Source organism: Haemophilus haemolyticus (assembly GCF_003352385.1).
GTDB classification, from domain to species: domain Bacteria; phylum Pseudomonadota; class Gammaproteobacteria; order Enterobacterales; family Pasteurellaceae; genus Haemophilus; species Haemophilus haemolyticus_I.
Map to the genome: position 1 here is coordinate 648,322 of NZ_CP031243.1, position 16,657 is coordinate 664,978.

A 16,657-nucleotide genomic window follows, 5' to 3' on the forward strand; every position below is an offset into this window, starting at 1 on the left:
ATAGATTTTTTGCCCTTAAGTCTTTATACTCACGCCTCAGTTTAAGACTGAAAAATGTTATTAATGAAAATCCGTGAGTTTTTCATAACATTATCATAATGCTTCTCGCCGTACTTACAGCACCTTTCAATTAATATACATTCTCGTCTTTTTATCCTTTCTTTTTTACGGAGTTTGTATGAAAAGCCACGTTCGTAGTTTTAAAACCTATATTCGCGATGAAATTATCAAAAAAGGCGGATGGGTAAATGCCCATGCACATGCTGACCGCGCTTTTACGATGACGCCAGAGAAAATTGGGATTTATCATAGTAGTAATTTGCAACAAAAATGGGATTTAGTGGATGAAGTAAAACGCACTTCCAGTGTTGATGATTATTACGCACGTTTTTGCCAATCGATTGAATTAATGATATCCCAAGGTGTAACCGCATTTGGTACTTTTGTCGATATAGACCCAATTTGTGAAGATCGTGCAATTATTGCCGCACATAAAGCCCGCGAAGTGTATAAACATGACATTATTTTGAAATTTGCCAATCAAACTTTAAAAGGGGTAATCGAACCCACTGCGCGTAAATGGTTTGATATTGGTGCGGAAATGGTGGATATGATTGGCGGCTTACCATATCGTGATGAATTGGATTATGGTCGTGGCCTAGAAGCGATGGATATCTTGTTAGATAAGGCCAAATCTCTTGGAATTATGTGTCATGTACATGTAGACCAATTCAACAATCCAAGCGAAAAAGAAACTGAGCAACTTTGCGACAAAACCATTGAACACGGAATGGAGGGGCGAGTTGTGGGTATCCACGGAATTTCCATTGGCTCACATTCAAAAGAATATCGCTACAAACTTTACGAAAAAATGCGTAAAGCCAAAATGATGATGATCGCCTGTCCGATGGCATGGATTGACAGTAATCGCAAAGAAGATCTTATGCCATTCCATAATGCATTAACGCCTGCAGATGAAATGATTCCCGAAGGTATCACTGTTGCCCTAGGCACAGATAATATTTGTGATTACATGGTTCCTCTATGTGAAGGCGATTTATGGCAAGAATTAAGCCTATTGGCTGCGGGCTGCCGTTTCCCACACTTAGATGAGATGGTCAATATCGCAAGTATTAACGGTCGTAAAGTGTTAGGACTAGAACCAATTTAGATTTTTATTCCCCACAATCAAAAGTGCGGTCAAAATGGGCAACATTTAAAAGTTGATTACAAAATCTAGCTTTTAAATGTTGCCCATTTTGTTGTGCTTTTGTGTTTTTTAACTTGCCAAAAAACAAAAAATAACTAAAATGAACGCTCATTCATTTTTGAGCAATTATTGCTCCTTATTTTACTCAAGGATCTTATGCGACAAGCTAAAACAGACTTAGCTGAACAGATTTTTTCAGTGACAGATCGTTTAATGGCAAAAGAAGGGTTGAATCAACTTTCTATGCACAAACTTGCGAAAGAAGCGAATGTAGCCGCGGGAACGATTTACCTTTATTTTAAAAACAAAGATGAGTTGCTTGAACAATTTGCACACAGAGTGTTTTCAATGTTTATGGCAACACTTGAAAAAGATTTTGATGAATCTAAGCCTTTTTTCGAACAGTATCGACAAATGTGGAAAAACATTTGGTATTTCTTACAAGAAAATCCCACCATTCTATCCAATTTAAAGCAATATGAATCTCTGCCTAATTTCAAGGATATTTGTAAAAACGTTAAAAATTGCCGTTGGGATTTATTTTGTCATCAAGCACAAAAAGCTGGCTTATTAGCGGAATTATCTGAAGATATTCTCTTTTTATTAAGTTTGAAAACGGCGATAAATTTAGCCTCTGATGCAAAATTTATCGATTTTGATCTTAATCCTGAAATTTTAGAATCTGTGATTAAACGCTCCTGGCGTGCAATTCAGAAATAATTGTTGTTATTTTTATAACGGAGCTTTAAACATGAGTCAAACTCAACATCAAAGACCAAAACGCTCACATATTTTCTTTATGAAAATAATTTTAGTGGTATTTGTCTTAATTTTTGCCGGTGTCATCGCTTTTAATATGATAAAAGGCGTAATGATAAGCCGAGCCATTGCGGGAATGCCAGAACCTTCAAGCCCAGTAACCGCACTTGAAGTTCAACCCCGTGAATGGACGCCAGTTATCAACACAACAGGTCTTGTGCGTCCAAATCAAGGCGCGATGCTCAGTACACAAAATGCAGGTACGATTTCTCAAGTGCTCGTGCGAAATGGCCAACAAGTGAAAAAAGGCGATTTACTCATTGAACTCGATAGTTCTGTTGAACATGCAAGCCTTCAAGCCGCACAGGCACAACTCCCAGCTCTTCGTCAAACTTATCAACGTTATGCTAATTTATTGAAAAGCAATGCTGTTTCACGACAAGAAATGGATAACGCAAAAGCGGCTTATGACGCTCAACTAGCCAATATCGAATCTTTAAAAGCAGCAATTGAGCGCCGTAAAATTGTTGCGCCATTTGATGGCAAAGCAGGTATTGTGAAAGTAAACGTAGGTCAATATGTGAATGTAGGAACAGAAATTGTGCGTGTAGAAGATACTAGCTCAATGAAAGTGGATTTTGCCCTTTCACAAAATGATTTAGATAAATTGCATATCGGTCAACGCGTCACAGTGACAACAGATGCTCGCTTGGGCGAAACATTTTCAGCTCGAATCACGGCTATTGAACCAGCCATTAATTCATCAACTGGTTTAGTTGATGTTCAGGCTACATTTGATCCTGAAGATGGGCGTAAATTGCTTTCAGGTATGTTCTCTCGCTTACGCATTGCGCTTCCAACTGAAACAAATCAAGTTGTCGTTCCACAAGTAGCTATTAGCTACAACATGTATGGTGAAATTGCTTATTTACTCAAACCATTATCTGATGAAGACAAAGAGAAAATGGCTGAGAATAAAAAATTAGATCGTTTATATCGAGCAAAACAAATCACTGTATTCACTAAAGATCGCCAAGGCATTTATTCTCAATTACAAGGTAATGAAGTAAAACCGGGTGATAAAATTATCACTGGTGGTCAGCAAGGTATCGGCAATGGCAGTCTTGTAGAATGGATTGAAAAAGACATTGTAGGTGCAACAGAGCCAGTAAATAAAACTAACCTTTAATTAACTAGGAAATACGAATGAAATTTACCGATATATTTATTCGTCGTCCTGTTTTAGCGATTTCAATTAGCTTGCTTATTATTATTTTAGGTTTGCAAGCTATTTCGAAATTGGCAGTGCGTGAATACCCAAAAATGACCACCACGGTAATTACGGTAACAACCGCCTACCCTGGTGCTGATGCAAATCTAATTCAAGCATTTGTTACCTCTACATTAGAAGAATCTATCGCCCAAGCGGATAACATTGATTATATGTCATCTAGCAGTGCGCCAAATTCATCGACTATTACAGTCAAAATGAAACTGAATACGGATCCTGCCGGAGCACTTGCCGATGTATTAGCCAAAGTAAATGCTGTGCGCTCAAAATTACCAAGCGGAATTGAAGCGCCAACCGTAGCCTCTTCATCAGGTGGTACGGGGATTATGTATATAAGTTTCCGCTCCAACAAACTCGACTCAAGTCAAGTAACAGACTACATTAACCGCGTAGTCAAACCTCAATTCTTTACGATTGAAGGTGTGGCAGAAGTACAAGTATTTGGTGCGGCTGAATATGCATTACGTATTTGGCTAGATCCTCAAAAAATGGCGTCACAAAATCTTTCTGCACCAACAGTGATGTCTGCCCTTTCTGCAAATAATGTACAAACTGCAGCTGGTAATGATAACGGCTACTACGTCACTTACCGCAACAAAGTTGAAACAACGACCAAATCCGTTGATCAATTAGGTAATTTAATTGTTGCTTCTCGTGGTGATGATTTAGTACGCCTACGCGATATTGCCACCATTGAATTGAACAAAGAAAGTGATAATTCTCGTGCAACGGCAAATGGTGCGGATTCTGTCGTATTAGGAATCAATCCAACTTCATCGGCTAACCCATTAACAGTGGCAGAAAAAATCCGACCGCTCTTTGACAATATTAAAAAGCAACTACCGGATAGTATGGAAACTGACATTCTTTATGACCGCACTATTGCGATTAATAGTTCAATCCATGAAGTAATTAAAACTATTGTGGAAGCGACTGTTATTGTATTAGTGGTTATTTTGATGTTTATCGGATCGCTTCGCGCAATTTTAATTCCAGTTCTCACCATTCCGATTTCGTTGATCGGTGTTTTAATGATGCTACAAAGTTTAGATTTTTCTATTAACTTAATGACATTATTAGCACTTATTCTAGCTATCGGCTTAGTAGTTGATGATGCGATTGTCGTGTTAGAAAACGTGGATCGCCATATTAAAGAAGGGGAAACACCATTCCGTGCTGCAATTATTGGTACTCGTGAAATTGCCGTGCCTGTAATTTCCATGACTATCGCATTGATCGCGGTTTACTCACCGATGGCTTTAATGGGGGGCATTACTGGCACATTGTTTAAAGAATTTGCTTTAACCCTTGCTGGTGCGGTATTTATTTCTGGTATCGTGGCATTAACGTTATCGCCAATGATGAGTAGTAAATTACTTAAATCCAACGCTAAACCAACATGGATGGAAGAACGCGTAGAACATACCTTAGGTAAAGTAAATCGTATTTACGAATACATGCTTGATCTCGTTATGCTCAATCGTAAATCAATGCTGGCTTTTGCGGTGGTGATTTTCTCAACGCTCCCATTTTTGTTTAATTCACTTTCTAGTGAATTAACGCCAAATGAAGATAAAGGTGCATTTATTGCCATTGGTAACGCGCCATCTAGTGTGAATGTGGATTATATTCAAAATGCAATGCAACCATACATGAAAAATGTAATGGAAACACCTGAAGTCTCTTTTGGTATGAGTATTGCGGGCGCGCTAACTTCTAATAGCTCGTTAAATATCATCACATTGAAAGACTGGAAAGAACGCTCACGCAAGCAATCTGCCGTAATGAATGAAATCAACGCAAAAGCGAAATCAATTCCAGAAGTCTCCGTATCTGCATTTAACTTTCCTGAAATTGATACGGGAGAACAAGGACCTCCAGTCTCTATCGTGTTGAAAACTGCACAAGATTATAAATCTTTGGCAAATACCGCAGAGAAATTCCTAAGTGCGATGAAAGACTCGGGTAAATTTATTTATACGGATTTAGATTTGACCTATGACACTGCGCAAATGACAATTTCAGTAGATAAAGAGAAAGCTGGTACTTACGGTATCACGATGCAACAAATTAGTAATACTTTAGGTAGTTTCTTATCTGGAGCAACAATTACGCGAGTCGATGTCGATGGGCGTGCCTATAAGGTCATTTCACAAGTAAAACGTGACGACCGTTTATCGCCCGAAGCATTCAAAAACTATTACTTAACGGCAAGTAATGGGCAATCCGTGCCATTAAGCAGTTTAATCACGATGAAGCTAGAAACACAACCAACATCATTACCACGTTTCAGTCAGTTAAATTCTGCTGAAATCAGTGCCGTACCAATGCCAGGTTCATCAACGGGTGATGCTGTTGCATGGTTACAACAATATGCGACTGACAATTTACCGCAAGGCTATACGTTTGACTTTAAATCTGAAGCACGTCAATTAGTACAAGAAGGTAACGCATTAGCCGTCACTTTTGCATTGGCTGTTATCATCATATTCTTGGTACTTGCCATTCAGTTTGAATCTATACGGGATCCAATGGTAATTATGATCTCCGTACCATTAGCCGTAAGTGGTGCATTAGTGAGCTTAAATATTTTATCCTTCTTTGGCATAGCGGGAACAACATTAAATATCTACTCTCAAGTTGGGTTGATTACTCTCGTAGGATTAATCACCAAACACGGTATCTTAATGTGTGAAGTGGCAAAAGAAGAGCAGCTAAACCATGGTAAAACGCGAATTGAGGCAATCACTCATGCAGCCAAAGTACGTTTACGCCCAATCCTAATGACAACGGCGGCAATGGTAGCAGGCTTAATTCCATTACTCTATGCAACAGGTGCAGGAGCGGTATCTCGCTTTAGTATGGGAATAGTGATTGTAGCGGGATTATCCATTGGTACTATTTTCACCTTGTTCGTATTGCCTGTGGTATATAGCTATGTCGCAACCGAACACAAACCATTACCGGTTTTTGATGAAAATAAAACAACCCACTAATTAAAACATAGAAAAAACAAACCGCACTTAGGTCACCCAAAGTGCGGTTTATTTTTTTAGATTATTTTTAGCCTAAGATTTTATCTAACTCTTGGCTAACTTCTTCTACTTTTTGTGTACCATCTAAACGGAAATATTGAGTATTCCCCGCTTTCGCTTCTGCTTGGTAATAATCAATTAATGGACTGGTTTGTTTATGATATACGGCTAAACGATCTAACACAGTTTCTGGTTTATCATCTGCACGAATAATTAAATCTTCACCAGTTACATCATCCTTACCTTCCACTTTTGGTGGGTTGTAGACGATATGATAAGAACGGCCAGATGCTTGGTGTACACGACGGCCACTCATACGTTCAACAATCACTTCGTCTGGCACATCGAATTCTAAAACAAAATCAATTTTAACACCTGAGTCTTTCAATGCATCCGCTTGTGGAATAGTACGAGGGAAACCATCTAATAAGAAACCATTTGCGCAGTCAGGTTGTGCAATACGATCTTTTACAAGGGCAACGGTTAATTCATCTGGTACTAATTTACCTTCATCCATTAATGCTTTGGCTTGTTTGCCAAGTTCAGTCCCCGCTTTGATTGCAGCACGGAACATATCACCAGTTGAAATTTGCGGGATACCAAATTTGTTCATAATAAATTGTGCTTGAGTGCCTTTACCTGCGCCCGGTGCACCTAAAAGAATAATTTTCATAAAAAATCTCCATTAATAAAAACGTGATTAAGATACTGATAAAGCATAGTGCGGTCAAATTTTTTATAATTTTTACCGCACTTTTATAGTGAATTGGTCGTATTATTTTCTTGATTCCAAGGCGCTACCCAAAATAAACAAAGCATACCTGGAATCGCTAAAAATAAACAAAACCAAAAATACTGATAATACCCCACTGCTCCCACAACATAACCAGAAAGCATACCTAAAACTTTACTTGGCAAAGCTGAAAGGCTTGTAAAAAGTGCAAGCTGTGTTGCGGTATAAAGAGGATTACTCTCACGCGCCATAAAAGCCACAAAAGCTGCGGTGCCAAGTCCAACGCCGATATATTCTGCAGCAATCACAACACCTAGTTTCCATAACTCGGCTGATGTAATAACATCAAAATGACCGAAAGCAGCCAACCAAATAAACCCACCAATTGTTACCATCTGTACAAGCCCAAATAGCCACAATGCACGGTTAATACCCAGTTTTAGCATTATCACACCACCAGCAAGCCCAGATAAAATGCTTGACCAAAGTGCAGTGCTTTTTACAACAATGGCTATATCCTCTTTGCTAAACCCCATATCATAAATAAATTTGGTTTGTAGCGTTGTAGCAAAAGAATCCCCAAACTTATACAAAAACAAAAACAGTAAAAAACCGATAGCTTGAATAACGCCTTTACGTTGGAAAAATTCTTGTAATGGAATCCAAAATGCTTGATAGAACGGCTGATTAGTTTGCTGCATGTCTATTTTTGGCTCTTTTGCTAAGAATAGCGTCATAAAGATGCCTGCTAACATACAAAGTGCGGTCCACAAAAAGACGGTTTCCCAGGGATAAATCGCCGCCAAATATAGCGACAGCCCACCAGGAATTAATCCCGCAATTCGATAAGCATTAATATGAATAGTATTTCCCAAACCTAATTCATGATCACTCAAAATTTCACGACGATACGCATCCAACACGATATCTTGTGTGGCTGAAAAAAAGGCGATAAGCAACGCAATATTTGCTACTGTACTCAATTGTGTGAGCGGATCAAAAAGGCTAATTATGTAAAGTAAGATCAATAATGCTACTTGTGAAAGCAGCATCCAGCTACGACGACGCCCTAAAAAACTCGGGAAATAACGATCTAATAATGGTGCCCACAAAAATTTTAATCCATAAGGCAACATCACACCGGTTACCGCACCAATAAGCTCAATTGAAAGATGTTTATCCGTCAGCCAAACAGGCAACATTTGCAATAACACAAATAATGGCAAACCAGAATTAAAACCTGTGAATACGCAAATCAACATCTTGCGCGTAAAAATTTGGGAAGAAAGGGAATTTGACATAAAGTGCGGTTAATTTTGGTTGTATTTTAGAAACTTCGCCTTTCAATTAAAGGACAAGTGTAAAAATTAGGGGGATTTTTAATCACATCCCCCAATGTTTAGCATTCTTCTTCCTAAAAAAGAAAAACAAATATCAGAGAATATTAATCTCGATACCCTTTTGGATTATTTTTCTGCCAATTCCACGTATCTTGCATCATTTTTTCAAGACCGCGTTCTGCCACCCAACCAAGCTCTTTTGCCGCTAAACTAGGATCAGAATAGCATGTCGCAATATCACCAGGGCGGCGTTCTACAAGTTTATATGCAATGGTAATGTCGTTGGCTTTTTCAAAGGCTTTTACCATGTCTAATACAGAATAACCATGGCCTGTACCTAGGTTATAAATATGTAAGCCAGCATCATTTTCATGACGTTGAAGCGCTTTTAAATGCCCCACAGCTAAATCCACTACATGAATATAATCACGCACACCTGTTCCATCATGAGTGTCGTAATCACTACCAAATACAGAAAGTTGTGCTAATTTACCGATAGCAACTTGGCTAATATAAGGTAATAAATTATTTGGAATACCATTTGGATCTTCACCAATTAAGCCACTTTCATGCGCCCCTACTGGATTAAAATAACGCAAGATAGTCATGCTAAATTTTGGTTCCGCTTTTGCTGTATCGCGTAAAATCTGCTCAACCATATATTTAGAGGTACCATAAGGGTTGGTTGTACCGCCGACTTCACAATCTTCTGTAATTGGAATAATTTTTGGATCACCATAAACCGTTGCAGATGAGCTAAATACAAAGTTCCAAACACCTGCTTTTTTCATTTCTTGAATTAATACAAGGGTGCCAGCGACATTGTTCATGTAATATTCTGTCGGCTTTTGAACACTTTCACCTACGGCCTTCAATCCAGCAAAGTGAATAACGGAGTTAATCTCATTTTCTGCAAAAATTTTTTGTAACAAAGCACGATCTAAAATATCACCTTCATAAAACTTTGCTTCTTTGCCCGTAATTTGTTTTACGCGCTCAAGGGATTTTGGCGATGAATTGCAAAGATTATCTAATACCACCACCTCTTTGCCAGCATTTAATAATTCTACAACTGTGTGAGAACCGATATAACCGGCACCACCTGTCACTAAAATGGCCATAATGATTTCCTTATTAATTATTGAAACTAAAAAAATTATATCACTATTTTGTGTGATAAGAACGATGTCTTGTATGCCCTTGCGGTGGCACCGCACGTTTTAACCGATATGGTTTCGGCAGTTCAAGCAAGGCTTCTGTTTCATATTGGCTCACTGGGATAGAATGGCCAATATATTCTTCAATAGCGGGTAAATTCATCGCATATTCTTCGCAAGCAAAACTAATCGAAACGCCACTTTCCCCTGCTCGTCCAGTGCGGCCGATTCGGTGAACATAATCTTCTCGATCATCGGGTAAATCATAATTGAAAACATGCGTCACATCAGAAATATGCAAGCCACGAGCAGCCACATCTGTTGCTACTAAAATATCTAAATCGCCGTCGGTAAATTGTTTTAATAACGATAAACGTTTTTTCTGTGCTACATCGCCAGTCAGTAAACCAACACGATGCCCATCAGCCGCCAAATAACCCCAAATTTCTTCACAACGATGTTTCGTATTCGCAAATACAATACAGCGCTCAGGCCATTCATCTTCCATTAAGGTTAAGAGAAGTGCCATTTTATCCTGATTAGATGGATAAAAAAGTTCTTCTTTAATGCGATGTCCTGTTTTTTGTTCTGGTTCAATTTCAATATATTCAGGGTCATTCATATCCTCAAATGCTAATTCACGCACTTTATAAGAAAGCGTTGCTGAAAATAACATCGTTAAACGCGCTTGCGGAGCGGGGCATTTACGCAATAAATAACGAATATCACGGATAAACCCAAGATCAAACATTCGATCCGCTTCATCTAGCACGACAACTTGGATTTCATCTAAACAAATTACACCTTGTTTAACATAATCAATGACTCGCCCCGTCGTACCAATCAAAATATCGACGCCACGCTCAATCGCTTGTAGCTGTTTATCATAACCATCGCCACCATAGGCAAGTGCGGTCTTTAATCCACTCGCTTTTGCAAGAAATTCTGCGTCATTACTAATCTGCACCGCTAATTCTCGTGTAGGTGCTAAAATCAAAGCTCTTGGATGAGGATATTCAAGATTAGGATCCTGGTGAGTTAAAAGATGGTGAAAAGTAGCTGTTAAAAAAGCCATTGTCTTGCCTGTACCAGTTTGAGCTTGTCCTGCGACATCTCGTCCATTTAAACTGATAGGCAAGGATAAAGCCTGAATTGGGGTACAAAAATCAAAGCCTTTTTTTGCCAAAGCATCTCGCACAATCGGATGTAGAGGAAGATCGGAGAATCGTTGTTGGCTTAAATAATCTTGTTGCATAAAAATCACATTTTAGAATAATAAAATTGCGTTTAGCATAGCATGCTTAGGGAAAATCCTCAAAAAAGGACCGCACTTATAAAAATTAACCGATAGGGTTTCCTATCGGTTAATCTCTATTTAATGCTCCATTCGTCACTCACATTTGGATCCATTGCAAAATCTGCAGTATCACTTGGAATCGCTTTTTCTTCAGCTGCCCACTCGCCAAGATCGATTAACTGGCAACGTTTGCTACAAAAAGGTCGAAAAGTACTTTCATTTGTCCAAGGCACAGATTTTTGGCAAATCGGACAAGGTACTTCAATAATTTCGTCAGACATTTTTATTTTCCGCTTGTTGTAAATAAAACTGGTGCAATTCTAGCACCTTTTGCTGCAAGTGCGGTAAGTTTTGGGCCAGATCAGCATCATTGTTAATCACATCATCCGCCCATTTCAAACGCTCTTGTTGAGAAACTTGAGAATTTATAATTCGTTGAATTTGTTCAAAATTATTGTTATCTCGTTGAGCTGAACGAGCAAGTTGAGTTTGTGGGCTCACATCCACCACCAAAATACGATCACAAAGTGCGGTCAATTTATTTTCTATTAATAAAGGGACGACAAATAATGTGTAAGGCGCAGTTTGTTTAGCGAGTTGTTGTTTCATTCGTTCACGAATAGCGGGATGTAGAAGGTTATTTAACCACAATTTATCTTCATCATGGTTAAACACTCGCTCTCGTAAAGCCGCACGATTAAGCTCGCCTTGTTCCGTTAAAATTTTAGATCCAAAATGTTCAACAATTTTTGACAATAAGGGGGAATCTTTCGCGACGACCTCTCTAGCAACCACATCCGCATCTACTAGAGGTACGCCAAGATCGGCAAATAAATTAGCAATCGTTGTTTTACCACTACCAATGCCTCCAGTTAAGCCAACAATATAAGTCATATGATTTTCCATAAAAAAATTTCCAATATTATACAAAATAACGCTAGTAAGAATCAGTTCTCCAAGCACAATGTTCAGTGAGGCATAACAAATTAGTTTGTCTACATTAGATAGCCTTTACATATTGAAAAATAAAAGAAAAATATAACCATGGAAAAATAACAACCCAAAGAAATGCACTAATGACAACAATAAATTTAAAACTAAAATGCAGGGTTTTATGACGAAAATGTTTCATGGCCAAATACATTCCCATAAAACCACCTAAAAGGCTTAGAAGGAAAAATGTTTTTTCAGGAATTCGCCAGTCATTACGCACGGCCCGAATTTTATCTCTCCACATAAAAAAATAAGCGGCGATATTTATCGCCGCTAACCATATAATCAACGAAAGATAATAAATCATTTCGGATAAACTGGAAGACGTTTACAAATTGCTAATACTTTTTCTTTGGTTTCAGCAATCACTTGTTCTTCATTTTCTTTGCCTAAAGCATCTAAAACATCACACATCCAGCCAGCTAATTCACGCACATCATTTTCATTGAAACCACGGCGAGTCACAGATGGTGTACCTACACGGATACCTGAAGTAACAAATGGTTTTTGCGGATCGTTTGGTACAGCATTTTTATTCACGGTAATATTTGCTTTGCCTAATGCCGCATCTGCTGCTTTACCCGTTAATCCTTGTTTGATGAAACTTACTAAGAACAAGTGGTTTTCAGTACCATTTGACACAACGTCATAACCACGTTGTTTAAATACTTCAACCATCGCTTTTGCATTTTTCAACACATTTGCTTGGTATTCTTTATATTGAGGCTCTAATGCTTCTTTAAAGCAAACTGCTTTTGCCGCAATAATATGAACTAATGGACCACCTTGGTTTGCAGGGAATACGGATGATTGTAATTTTTTGTAGATTTCTTCATCACCACAAGATGAAAGAATTAAACCACCACGCGGACCGCCCAATGTTTTATGGGTTGTTGTTGTAACAACATGTGCATGAGGCAATGGATTTGGATATAACCCCGCAGCAATTAATCCTGCTACATGCGCCATATCCACAAATAAATATGCACCAACTTCATCTGCGATTTCACGCATTTTCGCCCAATCCACAACTTGTGAATAAGCCGAGAAACCAGCGACGATAAGTTTTGGCTTACATTCTAATGCTTTTTGACGAACATCTTCATAATCAATTAAGCCATCCGCAGTGATTCCATAAAGCACAGAGTTATAAATCTTGCCTGAGAAACTTACTTTTGCACCGTGAGTTAAGTGCCCACCGTGAGCCAAATCCATACCTAAAATAGTATCGCCCGCATTAATCAATGCACCATACACCGCAGCATTTGCTTGTGAACCAGAGTGCGGTTGAACATTCACGTAATCTGCACCAAATAATTCTTTCGCACGGTCAATTGCTAATTGCTCCACAATGTCTGCATACTCACAACCGCCGTAATAACGTTTACCTGGATAGCCTTCAGCGTATTTATTAGTGAATTGTGAACCTTGAGCTTCCATCACACGCGGACTAGCATAGTTTTCAGATGCAATTAGTTCGATATGTTCTTCTTGACGACGATTTTCATCTTGGATCGCTTGCCACAATACGGGATCGTAATCAGCGATAGTCATATTTCTTGTAAACATTGTGTTCTCCTGTTATGTAACTTATGGCAGATAGTTTAACTGTTTATAGATAAAAACTTAATTAAAATTTCATTCCTAAATTTTCATCACTTAAATGAAATTAATTCATCATAGAGTCTAATTTAATGAACATATTCTTGTTTACCATTAGATTCTATTTTTAGGTATCCAGCATCACCTGTTAGAATATTTCCATTAACAACCCCTTTATCGCAAGTGCTAACTGAGTAGTTATATCCCATTATATTAATAATAAAACTAGATAACTGATTATGAAATGAAACCTTACATGATGAAAAATTGTCTAATACTAGTTTCTGTATTTCGTCATTTGGACTATATAGAACTAATGGCACAATATAATTATCTTCATCAAATGTCCCTTGCTTATAAGTATCACCTTTTACATATTGACCATGATCTGATGTATAGGCAATTATCCAATCTTTAGAAGATTTACTAGATAGGTAATGGTAAACCTCTGAGATAAAGTTATCAGTATTTAGAATAGTATTATCATAATTATCTGTTGCGTTATTTTTTCCAAACACCTTCTCTTTCTCATCTAATAATGCCCCATAAGGAATATGACTCCCTCTATGATGTAAAACAACAAAATGATAACCATTATCTAAATTAATATTTTTAAAAGCAGGAAGTAATTTATTATCAGGCATTGAATCTCTTAAAGAATACCCTTCATTATCTGGAAAACGAATATCATCAACCCAAGCTCCTCCTAAAAAATTGATCATATGCATATCATCCCTAGCTTGAGCTGAGTAAAAAAATGTTTGGAATCCTTGATCTTTTGCTAAATTAAATAAATTTGTATCACCTTTAGCTATTTGCTGCATTCCATTTGGATAAGGAATAGAATTAAAAAACATTGGTAAGGATATTGCTGTAAATAAACCTCCTGAATAAGTTTTTCTAACAATTGCTCCTTTTTCATTTTTTAACAAATTTAGAAACGGAGAGGTGTTTCTATCGTATCCAAATACACTAAAATGGCTTGCTGATGCACTTTCCCCCATTATTAAAATAATATTCTTAATTTTAGGTTCATTCGTCTTTTCAGGTTTACTTTTCAAGTAAATAGGGGTGTCTGACAATGAGAGTATCTCATATGGCAATAACCTTCCTACAAAATATCCAAAAGAAAAATAATTAGACTTTAGCCTTGAATAAGCTGTGTTAGGTGAAATGAAACGTTCGTGAGACTTTGTTGTGTATGCTCGAACAGAAACATATACCATTGCAATATAAAAAATAAAGTCAAATAGCCAAGAGAATTTATATTCTTTTCTCCTTATAAAACTTAAGCTTAGAAAAAATAAAATTTCAAACACCCCAAATAAAAATGGAAAAATAAATTTATCTACCATCGTTATACCTGCATTTGTTACTTCATTAATTTCTTTAAATGCAAGCAAGTAACTAACAGGTCCTATCCAAGATTGGTACAGAGCATAATGTACATTATTAAATAAAATGCTTATTGCAAATAAAGCACTAACTAGTATTTTTGTAAACTTATATTTTGAATAAAGAAACAAGACAACAAATAAATAATTAAAAATATAGCTTTCAATATATTTTTCAATACTAGGTATATTAAATAATTTGCGATAAACTATTTCTAAGGAAAGTAGAATTGAAGAATATAATAATGTGATAAAAAATTGCCGCATGAATGATATGGTTCCATAAAGTGATAAGAAAACTGTTCCAGTGTATTACAAAAAATAGATAAATTACAATTGCTATATAATATTATTTCTCTATTAGACCTAGCAAATTTTCTAACTATTTTGCGTGTTCTCGTTCCACAGCTCTGTAACCAATGTCTCGACGATAAAAACGCCCAGACCATTGAATTTGCTCAGCGAGTTTTAAGGCTTTTTGTTGCGCTTCAAATACACTTTCGCCTAACGCAGTAACACAAAGCACACGACCGCCGTTGGTGGCTAATTTTCCCGCTTTCACTTCTACACCTGCCAAAAAAACTTTCTCATTTTCGACCGCACTTTGAGGCAAACCGCTGATTTCATCACCTTTGCGATAATTGCCCGGATAACCTTCTGCTGCTAATACGATACCTAAAGAAGCCTTCGGATTCCATTGGGATTTCACTTCGTCTAATTTTCCATTACAGGCTTTAAGGCAAAGTTCCACCAAATCCGATTCTAAACGCAGCATAATCGGTTGGGTTTCCGGATCACCGAAACGGCAGTTAAATTCGATTACTTTCGGCTGACCATTTGGCATAATCATTAATCCTGCATACAGGAAGCCAGTATAAACATTGCCTTCTGCCGCCATGCCGTTGACCGTTGGATAAATAACTTCTCGCATAATGCGATCATGAATTTCAGGCGTCACCACTAGCGCTGGTGAATACGCGCCCATACCGCCAGTATTTAAGCCTGTATCATTTTCGCCTACGCGTTTATGATCTTGACTAGTTGCCATTGGTTCGACGTTTTTACCATCTACCATGACGATAAAACTTGCTTCTTCGCCATCTAGAAACTCTTCAATCACCACTCGGCTACCCGCTTCGCCAAAAGCATTGCCAGAAAGCATATCACGCACAGCCACTTCCGCTTCCTGCAATGTCATTGCAACGATTACCCCTTTGCCCGCCGCCAAACCATCCGCTTTGACGACAATTGGCGCACCTTTTTCACGCAAGTAAGCCAAGGCAGGTTCTACTTCAGTGAAGTTTTGATATTCCGCTGTTGGGATTTTATGACGAGCGAGGAAGTCTTTGGTGAATGCTTTTGAACCTTCCAATTGCGCAGCCGCTTTAGTTGGACCAAAAATCTTCAATCCAGCTTCACGAAATGCATCAACTACCCCAATCACTAGCGGTGCTTCAGGGCCAACAATGGTTAATCCAATTTGCTTATCTTGAGCAAATTTCACTAATGCGGGGATATCTGTTGCAGAAATATTCACGTTTTCAACCTTTTGTTCTAACGCCGTCCCTGCATTGCCCGGTGCAACGAAAACTTTATCTGCTAGTGGAGATTGTGCTGCTTTCCAGGCCAGAGCGTGTTCACGACCGCCATTTCCGATGATGAGGATGTTCATGTTGTAGTCCTTGTGTATGCTTAATTTAAAAAAGTGCGGCTATTTTTTACCTGCAATTCCCCCTCTTTTGTAAAGAGGGGGCTAGGGGGAGATTTAAACGATATTGAATTTAGTATGAGCTTGAAATCACTTCTGCCAAATCTCCCCTTCCCCTCTTTGCTAAAGAGGGGGTAG

Annotated in this window: 14 protein-coding genes; 4 read left to right on the forward strand and 10 right to left on the reverse strand. The window is 38.0% G+C overall.

The window, feature by feature from the left end; genetic code table 11:
• Window positions 1–178 precede the first annotated feature (178 nt).
• From DV428_RS03385 to acrB, 4 genes are all read left to right on the forward strand, one after another.
• On the forward strand, window positions 179–1,171 hold the full coding sequence (locus tag DV428_RS03385; protein WP_005631292.1) for an amidohydrolase family protein: 993 nt from the start codon (window positions 179–181) through the stop codon (window positions 1,169–1,171).
• A gap of 195 nt (window positions 1,172–1,366) precedes the next feature.
• Window positions 1,367–1,930 (forward strand): efflux transporter AcrAB transcriptional repressor AcrR, encoded by a 564-nt coding sequence (gene acrR, locus DV428_RS03390; protein WP_114908684.1) that lies wholly within the window; start codon window positions 1,367–1,369, stop codon window positions 1,928–1,930.
• Window positions 1,931–1,961: 31 nt separating this feature from the next.
• Entirely contained in the window at window positions 1,962–3,158 is a 1,197-nt protein-coding gene (gene acrA, locus DV428_RS03395) for a multidrug efflux RND transporter periplasmic adaptor subunit AcrA (RefSeq protein ID WP_162790767.1), read from the forward strand.
• Between the two features lie 17 nt (window positions 3,159–3,175).
• On the forward strand, window positions 3,176–6,256 hold the full coding sequence (gene acrB / locus DV428_RS03400) for a multidrug efflux RND transporter permease subunit AcrB (protein WP_114908685.1): 3,081 nt from the start codon (window positions 3,176–3,178) through the stop codon (window positions 6,254–6,256).
• A 67-nt stretch (window positions 6,257–6,323) separates the two neighbouring features.
• Here the strand turns inward: acrB and adk are convergent, their stop codons facing one another.
• The 10 genes from adk to purD all read right to left on the reverse strand — a co-directional run bounded on the left by adk (window position 6,324) and on the right by purD (window position 16,483).
• Window positions 6,324–6,968, reverse strand: coding sequence for an adenylate kinase (gene adk, locus DV428_RS03405; RefSeq protein WP_005631284.1), 645 nt, complete (start codon window positions 6,966–6,968; stop codon window positions 6,324–6,326).
• Window positions 6,969–7,051: 83 nt separating this feature from the next.
• A complete protein-coding gene (locus DV428_RS03410; RefSeq protein ID WP_114908686.1) occupies window positions 7,052–8,329 on the reverse strand; it encodes an MFS transporter in 1,278 nt (425 codons plus the stop codon).
• Between the two features lie 143 nt (window positions 8,330–8,472).
• Window positions 8,473–9,489, reverse strand: a complete 1,017-nt coding sequence (gene galE / locus DV428_RS03415) for a UDP-glucose 4-epimerase GalE (RefSeq protein WP_114908687.1) — start codon at window positions 9,487–9,489, stop codon at window positions 8,473–8,475.
• Between the two features lie 43 nt (window positions 9,490–9,532).
• Complete coding sequence (gene rhlB, locus DV428_RS03420) at window positions 9,533–10,780, reverse strand: ATP-dependent RNA helicase RhlB (protein WP_162790768.1); 1,248 nt, start codon at window positions 10,778–10,780, stop codon at window positions 9,533–9,535.
• A gap of 116 nt (window positions 10,781–10,896) precedes the next feature.
• Window positions 10,897–11,103: a DNA gyrase inhibitor YacG gene (gene yacG, locus DV428_RS03425; RefSeq protein WP_005645697.1), complete on the reverse strand. Its 207-nt coding sequence runs from the start codon at window positions 11,101–11,103 to the stop codon at window positions 10,897–10,899.
• Window positions 11,096–11,716: a dephospho-CoA kinase gene (gene coaE, locus DV428_RS03430; RefSeq protein ID WP_114908689.1), complete on the reverse strand. Its 621-nt coding sequence runs from the start codon at window positions 11,714–11,716 to the stop codon at window positions 11,096–11,098. Before coaE ends, yacG begins: the two co-directional genes overlap by 8 nt.
• Window positions 11,717–11,822: 106 nt before the next feature.
• Complete coding sequence (locus DV428_RS03435; protein WP_114908690.1) at window positions 11,823–12,122, reverse strand: DUF1294 domain-containing protein; 300 nt, start codon at window positions 12,120–12,122, stop codon at window positions 11,823–11,825.
• Complete coding sequence (gene glyA / locus DV428_RS03440; RefSeq protein WP_114908691.1) at window positions 12,119–13,384, reverse strand: serine hydroxymethyltransferase; 1,266 nt, start codon at window positions 13,382–13,384, stop codon at window positions 12,119–12,121. The genes DV428_RS03435 and glyA overlap by 4 nt, the downstream gene beginning before the upstream one ends.
• A gap of 122 nt (window positions 13,385–13,506) precedes the next feature.
• Entirely contained in the window at window positions 13,507–15,078 is a 1,572-nt protein-coding gene (locus DV428_RS03445; protein WP_114908692.1) for a phosphoethanolamine transferase, read from the reverse strand.
• Between the two features lie 115 nt (window positions 15,079–15,193).
• Complete coding sequence (purD, locus tag DV428_RS03450) at window positions 15,194–16,483, reverse strand: phosphoribosylamine--glycine ligase (RefSeq protein WP_114908693.1); 1,290 nt, start codon at window positions 16,481–16,483, stop codon at window positions 15,194–15,196.
• Between the last annotated feature and the right edge of the window lie 174 nt (window positions 16,484–16,657).

Excerpts from the sequence above, each read along its gene's own strand:
- DV428_RS03385 (WP_005631292.1), top strand. The coding sequence starts at position 179 with ATGAAAAGCCACGTTCGTAGTTTTAAAACCTATATTCGCGATGAAATT.
- acrR (WP_114908684.1), top strand. The coding sequence starts at position 1,367 with ATGCGACAAGCTAAAACAGACTTAGCTGAACAGATTTTTTCAGTGACA.
- acrA (WP_162790767.1), top strand. The coding sequence starts at position 1,962 with ATGAGTCAAACTCAACATCAAAGACCAAAACGCTCACATATTTTCTTT.
- acrB (WP_114908685.1), top strand. The coding sequence starts at position 3,176 with ATGAAATTTACCGATATATTTATTCGTCGTCCTGTTTTAGCGATTTCA.
- adk (WP_005631284.1), bottom strand. The coding sequence starts at position 6,968 with ATGAAAATTATTCTTTTAGGTGCACCGGGCGCAGGTAAAGGCACTCAA.
- DV428_RS03410 (WP_114908686.1), bottom strand. The coding sequence starts at position 8,329 with ATGTCAAATTCCCTTTCTTCCCAAATTTTTACGCGCAAGATGTTGATT.
- galE (WP_114908687.1), bottom strand. The coding sequence starts at position 9,489 with ATGGCCATTTTAGTGACAGGTGGTGCCGGTTATATCGGTTCTCACACA.
- rhlB (WP_162790768.1), bottom strand. The coding sequence starts at position 10,780 with ATGCAACAAGATTATTTAAGCCAACAACGATTCTCCGATCTTCCTCTA.
- yacG (WP_005645697.1), bottom strand. The coding sequence starts at position 11,103 with ATGTCTGACGAAATTATTGAAGTACCTTGTCCGATTTGCCAAAAATCT.
- coaE (WP_114908689.1), bottom strand. The coding sequence starts at position 11,716 with ATGACTTATATTGTTGGCTTAACTGGAGGCATTGGTAGTGGTAAAACA.
- DV428_RS03435 (WP_114908690.1), bottom strand. The coding sequence starts at position 12,122 with ATGATTTATTATCTTTCGTTGATTATATGGTTAGCGGCGATAAATATC.
- glyA (WP_114908691.1), bottom strand. The coding sequence starts at position 13,384 with ATGTTTACAAGAAATATGACTATCGCTGATTACGATCCCGTATTGTGG.
- DV428_RS03445 (WP_114908692.1), bottom strand. The coding sequence starts at position 15,078 with ATGCGGCAATTTTTTATCACATTATTATATTCTTCAATTCTACTTTCC.
- purD (WP_114908693.1), bottom strand. The coding sequence starts at position 16,483 with ATGAACATCCTCATCATCGGAAATGGCGGTCGTGAACACGCTCTGGCC.